A 21,493-nucleotide genomic window follows, 5' to 3' on the forward strand; every position below is an offset into this window, starting at 1 on the left:
GCATTCATGGTTGCCGGGTCGGACGAGAGGTCCGCCCTCGAACGGAGACAACGATGAAAAAAATACTCCTAGTCGCTACACTCTTCATGGCGTCCGTCACGGTGACGAATTTCACGAATGCGGCGGTTGCGGCGACGATAGTCAGCGATCTCGGCGATCTGTCCACTTTCAAGACGATCGCCAAGGACACGCTGGCGCTTGTTGCCAAGGGTGATCTCGCCACGGCAAAAAAGCGGATAACGGATTTCGAAACCGCCTGGGATAAGAATGAGCCGACACTCTACCCGATGAACAAGACCGAATGGGGTGTCATCGATGACGCTGCGGATGCGGCAATTCGCTCCCTGCGCCGGAGCAATCCGGATGCGACCGAAGCGGAGCAGGCCGTTACCGGGCTGCTGAACGTGCTCGACGATCCCGTGGCGCACTAGAGGCGGCTGCTTGACACCCAATGAAGGTTCCGGCCCGCGCAACAGCCTTGGCCGGAGCGGCCGCTCCCCTGTGTCAGAGGGCTGATCCGGTGAAGACCGGCGGCCCGTTTCCTGCTAATGAGACGCCTGACGGAACAAGCGAGATTTCAATGCGTATCCTTCTGATCGAGGATGATCGAAAAACCATCGAGTATATCGTCAGGGGCCTGACGGAGGCGGGGCATGTCTGCGATCCGATTGATGACGGGCGTGATGGCCTGTTCCAGGCGACCCGTGAAGCCTATGATGTTCTCATCGTCGACCGGATGCTTCCGGGTCTTGACGGTCTTTCAGTCGTCAAGGCAATCCGGGCGGCGCAGGTCAAGACGCCGGTGCTCTTCCTGACCTCCGTCGGCGGCGTCGACGATCGGGTGGAGGGGTTGGAAGCCGGCGGAGACGACTATCTCGTCAAGCCCTTCGCCTTTTCCGAACTGCTCGCGCGGGTCAACGCACTTGGCCGCCGCCCGCCGCCCCAGGAGCAGACGACGGTGCTGCGTGTGGCCGATCTCGAGATCGACCTGATCAGGCGGGTGGTGCGCAGGAGCGATCAGACCATCGACCTGCAGCCCCGTGAATTCACGTTGCTCGAAACATTAATGCGCGGCGAGGGCAGGGTGCTCACCCGAACCATGCTTCTGGAACGCGTCTGGGACTTTCATTTCGATCCGAAGACAAGCGTCGTCGAGACGCATATCAGCCGCCTGCGTGCCAAGATAGACAAGCCTTTCACGGTCCAGCTTCTCCATACGATCCGCAATATCGGTTATAGCCTGCATGCACCGCGCTAGGCTGTATCGCAGCACGCCCTTCCGGCTGGCGCTGGCCTTCGGCCTGCTGTTCATCCTCGGCTTCCTGATTTCCGGTCTCATCACCTATCAGTACCTGAAGCGGGAATTGATGGGTGCCTTGGATACATCCGTCACTGAAATGTATGCGGTTACCACATCGAACTATGCACCCAACGACATGGAAGACCTCGTTGCAGCGATCGAAGCCTATGGCAGGCACCCGACGTCGGACGAGCGGGTCTTTTCACTGGTTGATCCCAACGGTCGGCGCATCGCCGGCAACGCCACCGTTCCGCGCCTTCAGGATGGTCTCGCGAGCATTACGGCGAGGGAAATCGGTCTGCCGGATGACACGGTCTTCCGTGTTGTCTCCGGGCCGGTCGGCCAGAACCGCCTGACTGTCGGACGCAGCCTCTCGGAAACCGATGATTTCGAGGATATCGCCCTTTTCAGCTTCGCCTGGGTGGCGGTGCTGACCATTGCCTTTGCCGCGGTGGGCGGGGTCATCCTGGCGAAGCGGGCACAGAGGCGCCTTGACGGTGTGGTCGAGACCATGGTGGATATTTCCAATGGCCGGATGCAGGCGCGCATTCCGTTGAGTGGCAGGCGCGATGACATTGATCTCCTGTCAATCCAGATCAACGACGCGCTGGAGCGCCTCTCGCGGCTGGTGGAGAGCATGCGCCAGGTCAGTGCCGACATCGCTCACGATCTCAAGACGCCGCTCAACCGCCTGAAAATGACGATCCAGGATGCCATGGGCCGCAACGAGCGTCGCGAGCCGATCGAGGATCTTCTCGCCGATGCGCTTGGCGAAAGCGACCAGATCAACGCCACTTTTGAGGCGTTGCTGCGAATTTCACAGATCGAGGCGGGTGGCCGCAAGGTTCGTTTCCGCCCTGTCGATCTTCTCGGCCTGATGAACGACATCGTGGAAATTTATGCCGATGTCGCCGAAGACAATGGCCAGTTCCTAAGTTTTGCCGCACCATCGCCCGGTGTTTGGCTGGTATCCGGCGATCGCGAATTGCTGATGCAGCTCCTCGTCAATCTCGTCGAGAATGCGATCAATCATTGCCGGCCGGGTACCCGCATCGACCTTTCGCTTGCGGCCACGGGAAACAGACTGCTCGCGACCGTCCGTGACACGGGGCCGGGTATTCCAGAAGCCGAGCGCGACAAGGTCTTCCGCCGCCTCTACCGACTCGACAAGAGCCGCTCGACACCCGGAAGCGGCCTCGGCCTCAGCCTCGTCCGCGCCATCGCCGACCTGCATGGCGTAGATATTACGCTGGCCGACAACCAGCCGGGACTGGTGGTCTCGCTTTCGATGGCGCGTGCAAATTCCGTTGTTTAATAGGTTTAGGCCCTTTGCTTTCATCCTTGTTTGGGTATGCATCCCATTCTCTGGGGGCCCCCAACGGCAGGCGTTTCGATCAGCTCATCGAGAGCGGAGAAGAAACACCTTCACGAGGCCGCATTTCGGCGCTTGCTGCGCCGCACATTACGCGACCGCGTGAAACAATCCGATTTGATGCGATCCAGAGAGCTTTTGGCAGTCGATTACGCTTTTTGGTTGAGAATTGCAACTTGAGTTGGTTGCAGGTCCGCAACCAAATATTCCTGTAGTCCGAAGGAGCCGGCTTCAAACGGGCTTTTTGGGTCGCGGGTAAACGGATCGTTGGGAGCGCTCTATTTTTGAGGGGATGCTGCTTCACTCTCGTTATCCGCGGGTGCCAGATAAGGGATCATGCGCCGAAGGGTCGGGTCTCTTCGGATGAAATGGTGCCACAATGCCGCTATCACATGAAAGAAGACGATAATTGCTGCGAGATAGGCCAGAGTAGCGTGAACCTCCGTCCAGAAGGCTTCGGCCTGGTCCGAGATCGCCATGGGCAGCGCTGGCACGACGATGAGATCGAAGACATAGCTGGGGATCTGCAGAGGAGATGTCGACGCGACTGCCCAACCGGCAAGCGGAACGGCAAGGGTAAGAAACAGCAGCGCAGCATGAGCGGCCCGCGCGGCCAGCCGGGAAACGAGACCTTCGCCCTCAAATGCCCGCGGCCTCCTGCTGAAAAGCGACCATAGCAAACGGGGCACGGCCAAGGTCAGCACCAGAAACCCTATCGATTTGTGATATTGAAAAAGGTCGAACTGGAGCACCGGGTCGATGTTGTCGCGGCTCATCCAATATCCCAGCCCAAGCTGCGCGAGGAAAAGGACCGCGATCGCCCAGTGGAAAGCGATCGTCACCAGTCCAAAGGAGGCGGCCGTATTTCGCCACCTCCGTTCAGCCGCCGGTGCGCCATCGAAATGCTCCTGAAAATGTTGCATCGGTCAACTCAGCTGTTGATAGGTGTCTTTGGCGATGGCGTCCATGCGGTCGCCCGGCAGGTTGCCGACCAGAGCGCAGCGGATCGTTTCATCGTCCCAGGACACGGTTTCGAGCGAGCCGACACTGGAGCGCCGCATGGCGGTGTCGCTCGAGTCAGTCGCGGCCACGATATAAAGAGTGAGGCGCTGTCCACTTTTGTCTTCGTACATCAGTTGAGCTGCGGCTCCTTGCGAGCTCGGAAGTATCCGTCCGCCGAGAAGGGACAGACCGTGGCGGGTGAGGTCCGGGATATTCAGTTTGCGGTCCAGCCGTTTCGACAGCCATTTTGGCAGACTGGAAGCGTTCTCGGCATCGGCGCGAAGCTCCACCGGATGGAGAATATCGCTCGCGAACAATTTATGTGCCTGCGTCGCATCCGCCACGATGGAATGGGCAGGCTCCGCGACCTGTGAGAGAAGCCCGCGCGCAAACCAGCCGCCCGTCAGTCCAACAGCCAGGATAAGGATGGAAGCCGCCGCCATGTTGCGCCAATCGGCCCGCTTTGATCGCAAGCGCCGCTCCATCCGATAAACATCGAGGCGCGCGGGCAAGACATCGACATCAACAGGGTTATAGAGAGCTGCCAGCGTGGCATTTTGCTGCTGCCACATCTCGACCTTGCGTGCATCGACCGGATTGGAGGCAAGATGGGCACGAACGGCGTCACGCCGCTGCTCGTCCTCAAGCTGCCCGTCGACATAAGAGATAAGATCGGTTTCGGTTATCCGGGGCTGGCTGCCAGTCATTTTATCACCTTGAGATTTGGCTGGTCTTCCTGTGTCATTCGGGCCAAGGCTGTTCGGGCTCGCCCCAGACGGGACATCAGGGTACCCAGCGGAATTTCAAGAACCTTTGCCGCTTCCGCGTAACTCAGACCCTCGATGACGACGAGGAGGAGTGCTTCGCGGTGTTCGCCGGACAGGTTTTCAATAGCGCGGGCCATTTCGGCAAGCGCTATCCGGCCTGTCTGCGCGGCCGGTACAAACAGCTGTTCCGCGACATCGTCAATCGGGATTTGCGACGGCCGTCGATTTCGGCCGCGCAGATTGTTGCGGTAGACATTGACAAGCACCCGGTACAGCCATGGACGCAACGGACCCTGCGGCCGCCACAACGCCTTTTTACGGATAGCCCTTTCCAGACAGTCCTGAACGAGATCGTCAGCGGTGTCGCGATCGTGCGTGAGCGCGTTCGCATAACGTCGAAGCGCTGGTATGCAACTCGTTATCTCGTCCAGAAAATCCGGCATGAGTGCTATTCCTTGGCAACGTGCCAGACACCGCCGACGCCATCGCCTGTGACGTCTCCGGGCTTCTTGTCCATCTGCCAGCGATAGAGCGGCTTTCCGTCATGAGACCATTGCATCGTCCCGTCCTTGCGGGCGATTGGTTTGTAGTCGCCATCCGCCTTATCGGTTTTCGATGCGGCGAGCGGCGGCCATTTCTTCGCACAGGCATCATAGCAGGCCGACGAACCATCGGCATCCTTGTCGAAGGTATAAAGGGTCATGCCTTTGGCGTCAGTCAGGATTGTGCCCTTGGCCGTTGCCGTTTCAACCACTGCGCCACCGGCGTAGGGTTCGGCAAGGGCAACGGTGGAGATGAGCGCCAGAGTGCCGACCAGAACGAAATGATCTACACGCATGAGATAGTCCTTTGAGAATAACGGATCGGACACCATGTCCGATACTGGACAGAACACCGGCCAGCGGCATTTAATCCCGGTCCCGCTGGTTTTTATCTGACGCCCTTCAAATCTATGTCGAACGCGACCGTATTCGAATAGAGCGGGACGCCGACACCCATTCCATAGGGCATCCGGGGGACGTTGCCGGTGACATGGAAGGTGACCGATCCCTTTTGCTGCTCGACGAATGTTGCGTGGAAGGTTTCGGATCTGGATACGCCTCTCGCCGTCAGAATACCTTCGACCACCGCGCTGCGCGGCCCGTCCTGGGTAACGCGGCTGGAGCGAAACACGATTTGCGGATAGGCGGCGATATTGAAAACCGCGCTGGATCGCAGGAAATTTTCCACCCGTTCCTGTCCTGTCCGGACGCTGGAAGGGTTCAATTTGATTTCCACGAAGGACCTGGAAGGCTGGTCCGGGTCGATGTCGAAGCGGCCGGATATATCGGGAATTGTGCCATTGATTCCGGGGCCGGCAACCTGTGCAATTGAAAACCCGATGTGGGACGCGGGATCGATCCGATAATGTCCGGCAGCGGCGGAGAACGGACTGGCAGGCACTGGCGTATAAGCAAGTGTCACAATCAGGAATATGATGGAGCAGGGGAATTTCACGGCGCTACCTCCTTATACGTACGTCGTCGTACCCAGGAGAACACCGCAGGAAACTATTTAATCCACATCCGTCGCGGCGGTTTGGGCCAGCACAACGTTAGCGTAAAGCCGGCAGCATCATTTGACACCCGATGTCGGCCTGATTCCCAGTTCTCAAATCGAAGACGGAAACAAACGAAGAAACGAAGCCGACGCGAGCCTTTGTGGAAAAGAGGCGCCAAGCCATCGGCGTTGATCCCTTGCTTATGGGTGCTTGCATCGGACATACTTGCTCTCGAACCACAAGGGCCAAGGGCGAGACGAAGCCAGAGACGCAGTGCTGGATCGCGGAGCCATGCGAGAAGATTTTAGCTCATGAATACGCGATTTCTCGAAACCTTCCTCTGGGCTGCAAGGCTGAACAGCTTTTCGGCGGCTGCGGAGCGGTTGCACACCACCCAGGCGTCGGTTTCCAACCGAATTGCCGCCCTGGAAAGGGAGCTAGGCGTCGTGCTTTTCACGCGCGATGTGCGCTGCGTCAACTTAACACCTGCTGGTCGTCTGGCGCTGCAGCATGCCGAAAAGATCGTCAACCTGACCGGCGAGTTCCGACAGATCGTGAGTAGCCGGGAGGCTCTGAGAGGCACCGTGCGCATCGGTGCCGCCGATACGATTGTCTATGCCTGGTTGCCGCTGCTCATCCGCCGCATGAACGAGCGATACCCCGGTGTCAGCCTGGATCTGACCATCGACACCAGCCTGAAACTATCCCAGCGCATTCAAAATGGTGAGGTGGATGTCGGCTTCATAATGGGGCCGATCATGGCCGCCAATATTTACAATTCGCCGCTCTGTACGTTCGAGTCCTGTTGGGTCGGCGCGGTCGAATTGCCGCTGCCCGAAACGGGTGTCACACTCGAAGATATCGCGCATTTTCCGTTACTTACCTTCTCGACCGGTTCGCAGCCACATCAGGCGCTACGCGCATTGCTGGATTCTCACGGACTGTCCGACAGCCGCATCTATAATTCCAATTCGCTGTCGATCATGACCCGCCTTGTGGCGGCGGCCGTTGGGGTGGGCGCTTTGCCACGCGTGCTGGTGGACGGCATCATCAAATCCGGCGAAGCGCGTATTCTCGATATCAGCCCCGCGGTCCCTCCTCTTACCTTTCATACCGTCTATCAGGAGCGTGGCGACAACGCGATTGCCCGAGCCATTGCCGATATGGCGACGGAAATCGTCAGTGAAACCACCACGCAATGGATGACGTCAGCCGCCTAAATTTTGCGCTGCAGCGCAAAATGATTAATCTATAAGCTTACCTTATGGGTTTCGATAGAGTTTTTCCGTTTGTAATGAAAACGGTTCCCGTTCTTAATTCTCCTCGCAACATGAGAGGAGAGCAACGTGAAAGTCTCACTTGTTCAAATGAATACCCAGAATGACAAGGCAGAAAACCTGAAGGTTGCTGTCGATCTAATTGAGAAAGCAGTTAAGGCGGATAATCCTGACCTTGTTGTTCTTCCGGAATACTTCGCATTTCTTGGAGATAATCCTCAAGAGATGCATGAAAGTGGGGAAGAATTCCCCGGCGGCGAAATCTACGCGCTGCTGTCGGGACTGGCCAAGAAGCACGCGATCACGCTGCATGCCGGTTCCATCGTCGAGAAGGAAGGCAATCGCTTTTACAATTCGACACTCGTTTTTGGTCCGGACGGTAATCAGATCGCCCGCTACCGCAAAATTCATCTGTTCGACGTCGACACGCCGAACGGCATCAGCTATCGCGAATCCGATTCAGTCGCCCGTGGCGAAGATGTCGTGACCTACAAGGTGGGTGACAAGACGGTTGGTTGTGGCATTTGCTACGATATTCGTTTCCCCGAACTGTTCCGCGCCCTGCGGGATAAAGGTGCAGACGTCATCGTTCTGCCAGCCGCCTTCACCCTGATGACAGGCAAGGACCATTGGGAAGTGCTGGCCCGCGCCCGCGCCGTCGAAACCCAGACCTACTTTCTGGCTGTCGGCCAGATCGGCACCCATGCGGGTGGCAAGAAGGCCTGCTGGGGGCATTCCATGGTCATCGATCCTTGGGGTCACATCGTTGCGCAATGCTCCGACAGCGTCGGAACCGCCGGGGCCGCCCTCGACTTCGACTATTCGGCCAAGGTGCGCGCCAACGTACCGGTGGCGAACCACCACGTTCTCTGATCGGAGAAAGACCCAATGTTTATCGTCAACCCAATGCCGGACCAGATCGGCGCCGACATCATCGAGCTTCTTGAAAAGGTCGAAGTCGCAACGATCGGTCATGTGCTTCATTCCGGCTTCGTCGATCCTGAAATCCGGGCGGTTCTTCCGGGCAAGCGGGTGGCTGGCACCGCCGTCACGCTGCGTATCCCGAACGCGGATTCGACCATGCTCCACTATCTGACGCAGCTCGTGCGTCCGGGCGATATTGTTCTGATCGACCGTTGTGGTGATACCCGTCACGCCTGCTGGGGCGGTGTCATTACCAACACCATGAAGATGGCTGGCGTTAAGGCCGGTGTCGTCGATGGCCCGGCGACCGACTTCTCGGAGTTCACCAAGGTCGACATGCCCATGTGGTGCCGCGGCCCGTCGCCCATCACCACCAAGATCCTCGGGCTGGAAGGCGCGATCAATGTTCCGATCAGCGTCGGCGGCCAGATGATCAATCCGGGTGATGCGATCCTGTGCGATGAAAGCGGCGTTGTCGCCCTTCATCCGAGCCAGGCCCGCGCCATGGCGGAACGCGCCATCAGCATGCAGGAGGCCGAGATCGTGCTTCTGGAACGCCTGCGCAACGGCGAAAAGCTGCCGGATATTTCAGGTGCCAACAAATTCGTCCAGGCCAAGCTGAGCGCCTGACACAATCTTACGGGTGGCGGATCCGTTCGCCACTCCCAATAACAATAGAGGAGAACAGGACAATGAAGAAATCGATACTTCTGAGTGGGATTCTCATGCTTGGAGCGGCCGCCCTTCCGGCGCATGCCCAGCAGACGGTAACGTTCCTCGGCTATAGCGGCCTTTTCCAGGAGCGTTATACCAAGGCCGTCATCGAGCCTTTCATGGCCGCCAACCCTGACATCAAGGTCGAATATTTCCCGCAGCAGGGCTCTGCCGCCATGCTTGGCTCGCTGCGCGCGCAGAAAGCTGCTCCGCAATCGGATATCGCGCTGATGGATGTCTCCGTGGCCAAGACCGGCACGGATGAAGGTCTGTTCGACAAGATCGATGAAAGCGTCACCAAGAATGTCGCCGACCTCTATCCCAATGCGCGTTTCGAAGGCGTGGCTGGTGTTGGCGTAACGTTCGACAATCTCGTACTCATTTACAATACCGACGCCATCAAGACGGCGCCTGACAGCTGGAATGCCCTGAAGGATAGCGCCCTCAAGGGCAAAGTCGCCATGCTGAGCGCCCCTGATATCGTCGGTATCGGTACGACCATCATCATGAATCACATGAATGGCGGCACCGACTTCATCAAGAACATCGATGCCGGCATCAATGCCATGGCTGAAGTTGCTCCAAACGTCCAGACCTGGGAGCCGAAGCCGGAAGTCTATCCGAATGTCGTCAACGGCCAGGTGTCGCTGGGCGTGGGCTGGAACGCCCGCAGCCAGGTGAATGCCGATGGTTCCAAAGGCAAGATGAAGGTCGTTCTTCCGAAGGAAGGCACGATCCTCCAGATCAACACGCTCAATCTCGTCAAGGGTGGTCCGTCGTCCGAGGCCGCGCGCAAGTTCGTTGATTATGCGCTGAGCCCGGAAGCCCAGGCCGCCTTTACCGCCGCCATGTATTATGCGCCGACCAATTCCAAATCCACGGTTGCTGCCGATGTGAGCGAGCGCACGGTCGTCAAGGCGATGGACAAGGTCATCCCCGTGGACTGGATTGGCCTCTCCAAGGTCCGCGACCAGATTACGCAGGACTGGCGCCGCAAGGTCATTCCGCTCAGCCGTTGAGACTTTGCGCCGAGCGCAAAATGAAAGGATTTCCGCGACCTCCACAGTGGTTGCGGAAACAGCATATCAAACCCCCTCGGCTCATTTCTTCTGTCGGCGCTGGGGCGACGGAAGGAGTGAACTGACGCGGCGATGCATTCCGAGCGGGCCGACAGGCCTGCAGAAAGGGAGGCGCCGCGAAACAGCGCCGCGAATTTTCGCGGCGCCTGCTTAGATCAAGGGACAGGGCATTTCCGCTCCCCTGCGGGCTGGACGTGTTCTGGAGAAAGGCAAGAAGCCATAATGGGAACTTCAGATATCATGCAGCCAGGATTCCTCTCGATTCGTTCACTGACCAAGCGCTACGAGACCATCGTCGCCGTGGATAATCTCAATCTCGAGATTCCCAAGGGTGAGCTGGTTGCCTTCCTCGGACCTTCGGGCTGCGGCAAGTCGACGTCGCTGCGGATGATTGCAGGCCTCTCTCCCGTCTCCTCGGGTTCGATCCTGATCGACGGCAAGGACGTGACGAAGCTTGCGCCCTACAAGCGGGACATTGGCCTCGTTTTCCAGAGCTACGCGCTCTTTCCCCATATGACGGTCCTCAAGAACGTCATGTTCGGTCTTGAAATGCGCAAGGTGCCGGCTGCCGAAGCGGAACGGCGTGCCCGTGAAGCCATTGCCATGGTCCGTCTGGAGGGGCGCGAAGACCGCCGCCCAGCCCAGCTTTCCGGGGGCCAGCAGCAGCGCGTCGCCCTCGCGCGCGCCCTCGTCATCCAGCCATCCATCCTTTTGTTCGACGAACCCCTTTCCAATCTCGATGCCAAGCTGCGTGACGAGATGCGCGCTGAAATCCGTCGCATCCAGAAACAGCTCGGCATCACATCCATCTTCGTCACGCATGATCAGGTCGAGGCGCTAAGCATGTGTGACAAGGTCGCGGTGCTCAACGGCGGCCGCCTGGAACAGCTCGGCACACCGCACGATCTCTATGAGCGCCCGGCGACCGCTTTCGTCGCCTCCTTTGTCGGCCGTACCAACAGGCTGGTCGGCAATGCGGCCGGCGACCGCATCACGGTTGGTGATGCGGTGCTGCGTGCGCCCGGCGCGCATAGTGGCGAAATCGACCTGATGGTGCGGCCGCATCGTATGGCCATGACGGTCGCCGGCGATGCCGCGCCCGATTTCGACGGCGCGCCCGTCAATCGCATCGCCGGGGAGGTCCGCGATGTCTATTATGCGGGTGACATCCTGCATTACGAGATTGCCGCCGGCGGACAGACCCTATCCGTGGAGCGTGCGACTTCGGGCGGCGAGACGCCGGTTTCGGCAGGTAGCGCAGTCAGTCTTGTGTGGCGCGTCGAAGATACTCTGGTCTTCGGAGCGAACCGATGACAGCGGCGGTCATGATCACGGCTCCCGGCGGCCGCACCTCTTCCATCGTTTTTCTCGCGACCCTTCTTCTTGGGCCGATCATTGCGGTCAACGGTCTGGCCTTCGTCATGCCCGTTTTCAATCTGCTCCTGCTTTCCTTCCGCGAAAGCCTCGGCGGCGGCGGTCTCGGGGAGGCGCACACACTCGAAAACTGGTCGTCAACACTCACCGACGGTTTCTATATCGAACTGATCGGTCAGAGCATTCTCACCAGTCTTCTGATCACCGTCCTGACGCTTGTCGCTTCCTATCCCATCGCGCTTTATCTTCACCGGGCACAGGGCCGCTGGAAGACGCTGCTGCTGGTGCTAGTCATTTCACCGCTACTCACGTCGGCGGTGGTGCGCACCTATGGCTGGATCGCGATCCTGGCGGATGATGGGCTCATCAACAACATCCTCTTCGCACTGGGCGCTGAAAGCGGCGTTCGTCTGTTGTTCAACAAGATCGGCGTCGTCATCGGGCTTACCGAAATCCTAATGCCCTATATGATCCTGGCGCTGCTTGCCGGTTTCGGCAGGCTCGATCCACGCGTCGAGGAAGCTGCGGAAACGCTCGGCGCATCGCCCTGGAAAGTGTTCTGGCGGATCATCGTGCCGCTCACCATGCCCGGCGTGGCGCTGGGGTGCCTGCTCTCTTTCGTTCTGGCCGTCAGCTCGTTCATCACCCCCAAACTGCTCGGCGGCGGCCGTGTCTTCCTTCTGGCAACGGAAATCTACGACCAGGCCATCGTGACGCTCAACTGGCCTCTCGCCGCTACGCTTTCGATGATCATCCTCGTGATCTTCGGTGCCGCTCTGGTGGTCTATTCCCGGCTTCTGCGGGCCATTCTGTAAAGGAGATCGAAGATGGAAGAACGTCCCGCTCCGCTGGCGCTGAAAATCGTCGCGTTCATCATGTTTCTTTTCCTGCTTGCGCCTGTGGTGCTCGTCGTGCCGATCTCGTTTTCGGCCGACAGCTACATGACCTTCCCGCCTTCCGGCTGGAGCCTGCGCTGGTATGTTGACCTCATGCACAATTCCAAGATGATCGGCGCTCTTGGCACAAGCACGCTCCTCGCCGTCATCGTCACCGTGCTGTCCATGCTGATTGCGCTGCCCGCCTCCTATGCCATCGTGCGGATGCGGGTGATTGGCGCGGATACATTGCTCGCCTTCTTCACCGCGCCGCTGCTTCTGCCGACCATCGTTCTCGGCCTTGCGATCCTGATCGTTTTTGCCGGTGCGGGCCTGCTCGGTACATTCACGGGTCTGGTGATCGCGCATCTGATCATCGTGTTGCCCTATGCGCTGCGTGTACTCACCACATCGCTTGCGGGCCTGCCGCTGATCTACGAGGAGGCCGCCTCCACGCTTGGGGCATCACCGCTCACCGTCTTTAGCCGCGTCACCATGCCGATGATCGCGCCTGGTATCGTTGCAACGGCCGCGCTTTCCTTTCTCGTCTCGTTTGACGAAGCGGTGATTTCGCTGTTCCTCACCGGCCCGCGCATCACAACGCTTCCCGTTGCCATGTATCAGCACGTCGAAACCCAGGCTGATCCGCTTGTTGCCGCCATCTCCGTTCTTCTGATCGTACTCACGCTTGCCGTCGTCCTGATCGTAGACCGCACGGTGGGCCTGACGAAGACTTTCGTGAAATAAGGGCCGGAAGAATGGCATATCGACAGATCGCCGCTGGCACGACCTATCGTTTCGACGATTTGAAGACCCTGATGGCGAAGGCGACGCCGGAAAGGTCCGGTGACCAGCTGGCCGGCATTGCGGCGGAAGGGCCGGTGGAGAGACTGGCGGCGCAGATGGCGCTTGCCGATCTGCCGCTTTCCACCTTTCTTGCACAGGAATTGATCGCCTCGGACGGTGACGAGATTTCGGCACTGATCGCCCGCCAGCATGACGCACTGGCCTTCGCGCCGGTGTCTTCTCTGACGGTTGGCGAATTTCGCGAGTGGCTGCTCAATTCCAAGGTCGGGTACGCGGAACTCGAAGCGGTGACCTGGGGTCTGACGCCGGAAATGGTGGCGGCAGTCTCCAAGATCATGCGTCTGCAGGATCTCGTGACGGTATCGGCCAAGCGGGAAGTCGTGACCCGGTTTCGCAACACGATTGGTCTTTCCGGCCGCCTGTCCACCCGCAACCAGCCAAATCATCCGACTGACAGTTCCCGTGGCATCGCCATCTCGGCCATTGACGGATTGCTGCTGGGAAGCGGCGATGCGGTGATTGGCGTCAACCCGGCCACCAGTGCCGTGCCGGACTATATCCGCGTCGTGCAGTTGCTTGACGATCTGCGGCAATGGCTCGACATTCCAACCCAGACCTGCTGCCTTGGCCATGTGACGACGGCGATCCGGGCGATGGAGCGGGCTGCACCCGTCGATCTGGTGTTCCAGTCGATTGCGGGTTCCCAGAAGGCCAATGCGGGCTTCGGCATTGATCTCGCCGTTCTGCGAGAGGCTCATGAGGCTGGTTTGTCGCTGAAGCGCGGGACTATCGGCAGCGACCTCATGTATTTCGAGACGGGGCAGGGGGCTGCCCTGTCGGCCGATGCGCATTTTGGTGTCGATCAGCAAACGATGGAGGCGCGTGCTTACGCCGTGGCGCGCGAATTCTCGCCACTTCTGGTGAATACCGTCGTTGGCTTCATCGGTCCGGAATATCTCTATAATGGCAAGCAGATCATTCGCGCCGGCCTTGAAGATCATTTCTGCGGAAAGCTGCTTGGCCTGCCGATGGGTGTCGACGTCTGCTACACCAACCACGCCGATGCCGACCAGGAAGACATGGACGTGCTGCTGACCATGCTGTGCGCCGCTAATGTGAACTTCGTCATTACCGTGCCAGGCTCGGACGACGTCATGCTGAACTACCAGACGCTTTCCCATCACGATTCAATCTATGCCCGCGAAACGCTGAAGCGGCGGCCTGCGCCGGAATTTGAGGAGTGGCTGGTGAATATGGGCGTGACGGATGCCGCCGGCCGTATGATCGAGAACCCGGGGCTGATGAACCGCGGGCTTCGCGAACTCGATTTTCTTGGAAGGGAAGCCGCCTGATGCGTGACCGCCGGCCCTCCCTCATCTCCAGTCCGCCGGAACGTCTCAAGGCCCTGCGGGTGGCAACCGATGCACGCGTGGCGCTCGGCCGCGCAGGTGCAAGCCCGCCCACGCGCGCGGTACAGACATTTCTGTTGGATCATGCGCAGGCGCGTCAGGCCGTGTGGCGTCCGCTCGATATCGACAAAGTGGAACGTGATTTGCGCGCCTCGGGTGCGGATGTCGTGCATGTCGCGAGCCGCGCGCAGGGTCGTGCAGATTACCTGCGCCGACCCGATCTCGGCCGTGCCCTTTCAGACGATAGCCGTCGCGCGCTTGACGGGCAGGCCAAGGGAGCCGATGTCGCATTGGTGATCGCCGACGGGCTTTCGGCAACGGCTGTGGAGATGAATGCCGTGCCGTTGGCAACGGAGTTGCTCAAGGCGCTTGCGAGCACCGGATTGACGGTCGGCCCGATCACGCTTGCGACGCAGGCAAGGGTTGCGCTGGCGGATGATGTGGGTACGGCGCTCGGCGCAAAGGTGGCGGTGATCCTGATCGGCGAGCGGCCCGGCCTTTCGGCAGCCGACAGTCTTGGCGCCTATGTCACCTTCGGGCCGGAGACCGGCTTGCCGGATTCCCGACGCAACTGCATTTCCAATATTCGTGATGGTGGCGTGCCACCCGTCGAAGCGGCCGGGAAGATCATGACCCTGATCAGCGCCATGTGCCAGCAGGAGACAAGCGGTGTGACGCTGGTTGAATTCGAAAAGCCGGTGACGGCTTTGTCCGACTAGAAACGAAGCAAATCTCGTCCATAGCCACCACGAACCGGCAAGGTGCATCGGGCCTGATCCGTTGCGCCTGTTGATTTCGCTTTCGAACCACGAAAATAGAGGCAAGCCCATGGTCCAGAGCCCCTTCACAGAATTCGACGTCGCCGTCATCGGTGCCGGGGTGGTCGGTTGCGCGGTTGCCCGCCGTTTCGCGCTGGCCGGTGCGAAGGTCGTGGTCATCGAGAAGGGTTCCGATATTCTTTCCGGGGCATCGAAAGCTAACAGCGCTATTCTGCATACCGGCTTCGATGCGCCCGAAGGCAGTCTGGAACTGGAATTGGTGAAGGCGGGTCGGGCAGAATATCTGTCCATCCACAGGCAGATGGGCCTTGGTCTCGTTGAAACCGGCGCGTTGGTCTGTGCTTGGAATCCCGACGAGGCGCAAAGTCTGGAGGCGATCGCCGAGCAGGGGAGGCGCAACGGCATTGCCGAGCTTGGTCTGCTCACGGCCCGGCAGGCTCGGGAATCCATGCCCGGTTTGTCCGGCCATCTTGTCGCGGCACTCGACGTTCCTGGTGAACATGTCATCGATCCGTGGTCCGCGCCGCTGGGCTATCTCACGCAAGCGGTGGGGCTCGGCGCGCAGCTAGTGCGCAACGCCGAAGTCCTGTCCGGTGCGTTTGATGGCGCATGGCGAATAGAGACGACGGCGGGTCCGATCCTTGCGGCGAGCGTTGTCAATGCGGCCGGGTTGTTCGGCGATATCGTCGATGCGCGGCTGGGTCTTATCCCGGACTTCACCATCAAGCCTCGCAAGGGACAATTCGTCGTTCTCGACAAAGCCGCCCGCCGGTACGTGCCGCGCATCGTCCTGCCTGTTCCCACCGAAATCACCAAGGGCATCGTTGTGTGTCCAACCGCCTTCAGCAACGTTCTCATCGGCCCGACGGCGGAAGAACAGGATGACCGCGAGCGTGCGACTGTAGAAACGGCGGCGCTGGAAGCGCTGCTGAAACGCGGCAGCGAGATTGTTCCGGCACTGGCCTCCGTTCCCGTGACCGCTGTCTATGCCGGTTTGCGCCCGGCCTCTGAGAAGAAACATTACCGGATTTCCGCACGGCCGGACCGGCGCGCGATCACGCTCGGCGGCGTGCGGTCCACGGGTCTCAGTGCGGCACTTGGTCTGGCGCAGCATGCTCTGGCGCTTCACGAAAATTTTGGCACGCGTTTTGTGCCCCCTCCCACGGTGCCTGATGTGACGATGCCGAACCTGACCGAAACCTGCGAGCGGGACTGGCAGCGCACCGATCATGGCGAAATCGTCTGCCATTGCGAGCTTGTCACCCGCCGTGAGATCGACGCGACATTCTCCAGTCCGGTGCCGCCGGGTGATTTCGGAGGTCTGCGGCGGCGCACCCGCGCGGGCATGGGGCGCTGTCAGGGGTTTTACTGCAATGCCCGGCTGGCCGCGATGACGGGCGACCGTCTGGCTGTACCGCTTGCAGTCCGTCCGGGAGACGAAAGATGAGCACGTGGAAGCCTTTTCAGCAGATGCACGAAACCGTTCCGGATGCAGACGTAATCGTGGTCGGGGGCGGGCCCGCGGGCGTGGCGGCGGCGCTGGAGCTGAAAGCACGCGGCGTCGCGCATGTGACGATCCTCGAGCGTGAGCCGGCCCTTGGCGGCGCACCCCGTCATTGCGCCCATTCGCCTTTCGGCATGCGCGAATTCGGTCGCGTTTATTTCGGCCCGGCCTATGCGCGACGTCTGCAGCGGCAAGCGAAGGATGCAGACGTTGATATCCGCACCGGTCATTCCGTGGTGGAACTCGGACAGGACGGTACGCTTCAGGTGACATCGGCGCGCGGCGTGGAGACGTTGAAGGCCCGGCGCATTGTACTGGCGACCGGCGCGCGGGAAAAACCACGCTCAGCGCGGCTTCTGCCGGGCGACCGGCCGGTGGGTGTTATCACCACCGGCACGCTGCAATCTTATGTCGCCTTTCACGGCATCATGCCCTTTCGCCGCCCGCTCATCGTTGGTTCGGAACTGGTCTCCTTTTCCGCGCTCCTCACGTGTCTGACGCATGGCGCGCGGCCGGTGGCGATGATCGAGCCCGAGCCGGAACCGCTGGCGCGGTCGTTTTTCCGGTGGTTTCCGCGATTGGTCGGGGTGCCCTTTCATTGCCGTGCCACACTTGTGGACATTCGTGGGAGCGGCCGTGTCGAGGAGGCCGACATCCGGCTGGCAGATGGCCGCATCCTCACCGTCACGTGTGATGGTGTTCTTCTCACCGGGCGGTTCACACCGGAGGCAGCGCTTCTGAACGCGTCCCCGGTAGATGTGGCGGCAGGCAGCGATGGCCCGATGATCGATCAGGATGGCAGAATGGCCAACGCGATCTTTTTCGCCGGAGGGAACGTATTGCGGGCCGTGGAAACGGGCGGCTGGTCGTTTCGCGAAGGCCGCCGCGTGGGTGCTGCCATTGCCGACGATCTCGCCCGCGACCCCTGCAACGCAAAGGCGGTGCCTGTCACTTTCGCCGACCCGCTCAAACTCGCGGTACCCACCATGGTGCGGCCGGAGGGACTTGACCGACCGGCTTTTCGCGATTTTCAACTCCGCTTTACCAGACGCGTTCAAGGCCGGCTTTCGCTTCATCTTGATGGAACGGAGGTATGGAGCAAGTCCGGTCTTTGGCTGCCGGAACGCCGTGTGCTTGTGCCCATTCCCCGCGCTGCATTTGAAGCGAGCCAGATTGCCTTTCACTTTCGGGAGGGGAATTGAATGCGCATTGCAGCGATCGATCAGGGAACGACGTCGACCCGATGCCTTGTGATAAGCGACGGCGGCACGGCGCAACTCGTCTCAAGCCTGCGTCATATGCAGTTCTATCCAAACCCCGGCCATGTGGAGCATGATCCGGAAGAGCTGTTGCGCAACATCCGCGCGGTGCTGGCGGCTGCCGGGCCGGTGGATGCGATCGCCATCGCCAACCAAGGCGAGAGTTGCCTGGCGTGGGATGCGGAGAGTGGCGAAGCGCTTTCGACGGTCATCGTCTGGCAGGATGCCCGCACCGCCGAAGCCCTGGCCGCTTTGCCCCAATCGGCCGCGGAACGATCGAAAGAGATTTGCGGGTTGCCGCTCGATCCTTATTTCTCGGCGAGCAAACTGTCGTGGCTGCTAAGGCACAATCCGGCCGTGGCGCGAGCAAGGGCGCAAGGGCGGTTGCGCCTGGGCACCACCGATGCCTTCTTTCTGGATCGGTTGGCAGGCTGTTTCCGCACCGACCTTGCAACGGCCTCGCGCACGGGGCTGCTTGATCTGTCAACCGGCGCCTGGAGCCCGGAACTCTGTGCACTTCACGCCGTGCCGCTGGATTGTCTGCCCTCAATCGGTCCTGTTGATGGCGGCTTCGGTTCCATCGATGGAACGCCCATCCGCGTTTCCATCGTTGATCAGCAGGCGGCGCTTTATGGGCACGGTTGCCGCAACGCTGGCGATTGCAAGATAACCTTCGGCACGGGAGCTTTCCTGTTGGCCATCGCTGGTCATGAACGCCCGCTTATGGGGGAGCTTCTGCCGACCATTGGCTGGCAGAAGCAAGGCGTCCCCGCCGTTTTCGCCATCGAAGGCGGGGTTTATGATGCCGGTGCCGCACTCGAATGGGCGCGGAAGATCGGCCTCTATGCCGACAATGCCGAACTTGACGGTTTCGACGGGCCGTCGGCCATTCGTCGCGGCCTTGTATTCGTGCCGGCACTTTCGGGCCTTGCCGCGCCATATTGGGACAGACAGGCCGTGCCGCTCTTCATCGGCATGGACCATGCCACCGAGCGGAGTGATATGGTGCGTGCGCTGCTTGAAGGCATTGCCTTGCTGACGGTTAGGTTGATCGAAGCGGCGCAGACTGTCGTTCCCATCGGCGATACGATTTCCATCGATGGTGGCTTGTCGAACAGTCGTTATTTCGCCCGTTTCCTTGCCGCTGCCAGTGGCCGAACCATTTGCGTGCCGGCCATGCGCGAATTGACCGCGCTTGGTCTGGCGGAACTATGCGACATCGATGTCGCCGCCATGCGAAACGATGCCGAGACATTCACACCCAATGGATCGGTGGAAGCCGCAGACCACGCTCGCTTTGCGCGTGCCATAGACAATGCAAGGGGTTGGCGGGGCAGTTGACGCAGCGTTTTTTGCGAATTTCATGCTAGCGGGAGTAATGTCTATTGCCACGACCGTGCTGGCCGGAGTGAACCCTGCGGTGACTGGTGTTTCCTCCATTCACAGGGCGTCGGACGACACCCATCTGTTTCGCCCCGTCTGTTTGGCGCTTAGAAGCGCAGCGTCTGCTCGTTCCAATACGCTACTCACGGTCCCCGCTCCGGGTGAAGTTGCGATACCGACCGATACGGTGATCGGGTCAAGCAGGCGACCGCGATAGGTGAGAGGTGCGCGCTCAACTGCGTAGCGGAGTTTCTCTGCAACCTTGATGGCATCTTCAATGCCCGCAGCCGGCATCAGCACGGTGAATTCCTCGCCGCCGAAACGGAATAATTCACCCTGATCGCTGACGGCTTCCGAAAGCACCTGGGCGACATATTGCATCACTGCGTCTCCGGCATCATGGCCGAAGCGGTCATTGAAGCGCTTGAAATGGTCGATGTCGAGCATCAGACAGGCAAGTGCATTGGTTGGCTTTTCAATATGCCTGTTCAGCGCCTCATCGAGTGACCGGCGGTTCAAAAGACCGGTCAAGGCATCCTGCCTTGCCATGCCAACCAGCCGCTGCCGAAGCTGGAGGTTTGCTACGGCAAGGCCGATATTTTCGGCGAGAAGTTCCAGATATAGGCGCTCTGCCTCCAGAGTTTCACTGCTCTGCGGAATTTCAAGATACAATAAGCCGACGGTGTCGCCCAACGCCGTAAGCGGGATGCACAAGCCGGTTCCGAAGCCGCCCAGGAGGTGGTGGCAGACAACGTCGTCTCCATCCGGTTTGCTGGCGTGTGGGCGCCCACGACGGAGCGCCCAGCAATCATCGATCGAAAACTCCGGGGCGGAAAACGAAGGATCGGACCATTGTCCGGTCGATTGGAGAACCGAACTGTGTTCTTTGAGCACAAGCAGGCGGCCGGCGATGGTGGGAAAAATCTGCGGCATGAATTTCGAGACGACGTCGGATAATTCGTTCTCATTCTGACAGGCCTGAATCCGATGCATCATCTGCAGGATCAGGTCCTTTATGCGTTGGTTCTTGCGGTGCTCCGCGTCAAGACGTTCCCTTTCCAGCCCGTTGCTGCGGAAGATTCGAATGGCCTGGTTCATTTCCCCAATTTCGTCACGCCGTCCCTCGTCCGGTACGTCGATACTGTAGTCCTGCCGGGCAAGGCGCATGACGATATTGCTCATCTTGATGAGAGGCACGGCAACGCGTCTGCTGAGGACGAAATAGAGCACTGCCACAAACATCATGGCGGTCAGGGCGAGCATTACCTTGGCGATCGATCCGTAGAAATCGCTTCGGCTTTTGGCTTGGTCAACCGCTGCCTGCGAGCGGGTTGCAATGGCTGCTCTCAGCGTTGAGACGGTGTTGAGCAGGCCGGTATGCAGTCGATAGTACTCATCGCCAAACAAAATCTGTTGTGCGTCGCTCTGTCGGCCGGAGCGATAAAAGCTGATGGCCTCGCGCTCCATCCTATCCAGAGTATCAGCGCTCTTTCGTATATCCTGAAATGATCCGGACTCTTCCGGTGAAACACCAAGATTGGACAGTTTGTTCAGGGTGTTTTCGAGGTGCTTTTCCTGATCTTCATCAACGTAGAATTTTGCCAGGTGCTGCTCGTCGCCACGCATGACGTAAAGACGCGCCTCCTCTGTACGCTCATCCGCAATGATCGCCAGTTCCTCGGCCAGATCTGTCAGTTCGAGGTGATCTTGGATGGCCACCCGCTCCTGAGAAGCGCTTCTGGCGGACAGAATGAAAGTGGTCGCCGATATTGTCGTGAGCACGAGGGTTACGGCGTAAGCCAGGTTCGTGATGGTACTAAGTCGCATGATGGGCGCCGTCTGCTTGCCGCAAGGTGTGATAACCGCGTGCGGCGGGTACAATTTCAGAGTCTGCTTATTTTAGGCCATCTCGTCAAACGGGAAGTCAACATGCTGGATAATCGAAGTGACTGCTTGCGCCGATGCCGGCGTCGTAAAGTGGAGTTCGCGGTCGAGCAAGCAGAATGGGGGCTGCAGCCATCTGGCATGTCGACGACGTACCAAAAGTTGTTGTCTGAGATTGACTCTCGTTTAAGAGTAGGTGAGCTTCGGCATGGATCAGGCAGCACTCTGACGCGGCCCGCGAAGA

General features: G+C 59.7%; 21 protein-coding genes. 15 read left to right on the forward strand and 6 right to left on the reverse strand.

Features of this window, described 5'->3' with window-relative positions; translation table 11 throughout:
* Positions 1-53 precede the first annotated feature (53 nt).
* From JZY08_RS21275 to JZY08_RS21285, 3 genes are all read left to right on the forward strand, one after another.
* Positions 54-431, forward strand: coding sequence for a hypothetical protein (locus JZY08_RS21275; RefSeq protein ID WP_253204084.1), 378 nt, complete (start codon positions 54-56; stop codon positions 429-431).
* A gap of 149 nt (positions 432-580) precedes the next feature.
* On the forward strand, positions 581-1,258 hold the full coding sequence (locus tag JZY08_RS21280; protein ID WP_082185199.1) for a response regulator: 678 nt from the start codon (positions 581-583) through the stop codon (positions 1,256-1,258).
* Positions 1,245-2,615 carry a HAMP domain-containing sensor histidine kinase gene (locus JZY08_RS21285; protein ID WP_216331618.1) on the forward strand — a complete coding sequence of 457 codons (1,371 nt, stop codon included), beginning with the start codon at positions 1,245-1,247 and terminating at the stop codon, positions 2,613-2,615. Before JZY08_RS21280 ends, JZY08_RS21285 begins: the two co-directional genes overlap by 14 nt.
* A 335-nt stretch (positions 2,616-2,950) precedes the next feature.
* Here JZY08_RS21285 and JZY08_RS21290 read toward each other — a convergent pair whose 3' ends face one another.
* The 5 genes from JZY08_RS21290 to JZY08_RS21310 all read right to left on the reverse strand — a co-directional run bounded on the left by JZY08_RS21290 (position 2,951) and on the right by JZY08_RS21310 (position 5,938).
* Complete coding sequence (locus tag JZY08_RS21290; RefSeq protein WP_216331619.1) at positions 2,951-3,595, reverse strand: cytochrome b; 645 nt, start codon at positions 3,593-3,595, stop codon at positions 2,951-2,953.
* Positions 3,596-3,598: 3 nt separating this feature from the next.
* Complete coding sequence (locus JZY08_RS21295) at positions 3,599-4,381, reverse strand: anti-sigma factor (protein ID WP_216331620.1); 783 nt, start codon at positions 4,379-4,381, stop codon at positions 3,599-3,601.
* A complete protein-coding gene (locus JZY08_RS21300) occupies positions 4,378-4,884 on the reverse strand; it encodes a sigma-70 family RNA polymerase sigma factor (protein ID WP_216331621.1) in 507 nt (168 codons plus the stop codon). The genes JZY08_RS21295 and JZY08_RS21300 overlap by 4 nt, the downstream gene beginning before the upstream one ends.
* Positions 4,885-4,889: 5 nt before the next feature.
* Entirely contained in the window at positions 4,890-5,279 is a 390-nt protein-coding gene (locus tag JZY08_RS21305) for a hypothetical protein (protein ID WP_082185187.1), read from the reverse strand.
* A 92-nt stretch (positions 5,280-5,371) separates the two neighbouring features.
* Positions 5,372-5,938: a YceI family protein gene (locus JZY08_RS21310; protein ID WP_216331622.1), complete on the reverse strand. Its 567-nt coding sequence runs from the start codon at positions 5,936-5,938 to the stop codon at positions 5,372-5,374.
* Positions 5,939-6,292: 354 nt separating this feature from the next.
* On the opposite strand from JZY08_RS21310, the gene JZY08_RS21315 reads away from it, so the two are divergent.
* From JZY08_RS21315 to JZY08_RS21370, 12 genes are all read left to right on the forward strand, one after another.
* Positions 6,293-7,201: a LysR family transcriptional regulator gene (locus JZY08_RS21315; protein ID WP_216331623.1), complete on the forward strand. Its 909-nt coding sequence runs from the start codon at positions 6,293-6,295 to the stop codon at positions 7,199-7,201.
* A gap of 126 nt (positions 7,202-7,327) precedes the next feature.
* Complete coding sequence (locus JZY08_RS21320) at positions 7,328-8,131, forward strand: carbon-nitrogen hydrolase family protein (RefSeq protein ID WP_216331624.1); 804 nt, start codon at positions 7,328-7,330, stop codon at positions 8,129-8,131.
* A 15-nt stretch (positions 8,132-8,146) separates the two neighbouring features.
* A complete protein-coding gene (locus JZY08_RS21325; RefSeq protein ID WP_216331625.1) occupies positions 8,147-8,812 on the forward strand; it encodes an RraA family protein in 666 nt (221 codons plus the stop codon).
* 62 nt (positions 8,813-8,874) lie between these two features.
* Positions 8,875-9,915 (forward strand): ABC transporter substrate-binding protein, encoded by a 1,041-nt coding sequence (locus tag JZY08_RS21330; RefSeq protein WP_035228476.1) that lies wholly within the window; start codon positions 8,875-8,877, stop codon positions 9,913-9,915.
* Between the two features lie 300 nt (positions 9,916-10,215).
* Positions 10,216-11,289 (forward strand): ABC transporter ATP-binding protein, encoded by a 1,074-nt coding sequence (locus tag JZY08_RS21335; RefSeq protein WP_035228489.1) that lies wholly within the window; start codon positions 10,216-10,218, stop codon positions 11,287-11,289.
* The gene (locus JZY08_RS21340) at positions 11,286-12,164 is read left to right on the forward strand and encodes an ABC transporter permease (RefSeq protein ID WP_216331626.1); all 879 of its coding nucleotides are present in this window, start codon (positions 11,286-11,288) and stop codon (positions 12,162-12,164) included. Before JZY08_RS21335 ends, JZY08_RS21340 begins: the two co-directional genes overlap by 4 nt.
* Before the next feature lie 12 nt (positions 12,165-12,176).
* Positions 12,177-12,971 carry an ABC transporter permease gene (locus tag JZY08_RS21345; protein ID WP_216331627.1) on the forward strand — a complete coding sequence of 265 codons (795 nt, stop codon included), beginning with the start codon at positions 12,177-12,179 and terminating at the stop codon, positions 12,969-12,971.
* 11 nt (positions 12,972-12,982) lie between these two features.
* Entirely contained in the window at positions 12,983-14,383 is a 1,401-nt protein-coding gene (locus JZY08_RS21350) for an ethanolamine ammonia-lyase subunit EutB (RefSeq protein WP_216331628.1), read from the forward strand.
* On the forward strand, positions 14,383-15,159 hold the full coding sequence (eutC, locus tag JZY08_RS21355) for an ethanolamine ammonia-lyase subunit EutC (protein ID WP_216331629.1): 777 nt from the start codon (positions 14,383-14,385) through the stop codon (positions 15,157-15,159). Before JZY08_RS21350 ends, eutC begins: the two co-directional genes overlap by 1 nt.
* Positions 15,160-15,268: 109 nt before the next feature.
* Entirely contained in the window at positions 15,269-16,666 is a 1,398-nt protein-coding gene (locus JZY08_RS21360) for an NAD(P)/FAD-dependent oxidoreductase (RefSeq protein ID WP_216331630.1), read from the forward strand.
* Entirely contained in the window at positions 16,663-17,925 is a 1,263-nt protein-coding gene (locus tag JZY08_RS21365; RefSeq protein ID WP_216331631.1) for an NAD(P)/FAD-dependent oxidoreductase, read from the forward strand. The genes JZY08_RS21360 and JZY08_RS21365 overlap by 4 nt, the downstream gene beginning before the upstream one ends.
* Positions 17,926-19,323, forward strand: coding sequence for an FGGY family carbohydrate kinase (locus JZY08_RS21370; protein ID WP_216331632.1), 1,398 nt, complete (start codon positions 17,926-17,928; stop codon positions 19,321-19,323).
* Positions 19,324-19,422: 99 nt separating this feature from the next.
* Here the strand turns inward: JZY08_RS21370 and JZY08_RS21375 are convergent, their stop codons facing one another.
* Positions 19,423-21,192 carry a diguanylate cyclase gene (locus JZY08_RS21375; protein WP_216331633.1) on the reverse strand — a complete coding sequence of 590 codons (1,770 nt, stop codon included), beginning with the start codon at positions 21,190-21,192 and terminating at the stop codon, positions 19,423-19,425.
* Positions 21,193-21,493: the final 301 nt, after the last annotated feature.

It is taken from the genome of Rhizobium sp. X9 (genome assembly GCF_018873185.1).
Classification (GTDB): domain Bacteria; phylum Pseudomonadota; class Alphaproteobacteria; order Rhizobiales; family Rhizobiaceae; genus Agrobacterium; species Agrobacterium oryzihabitans.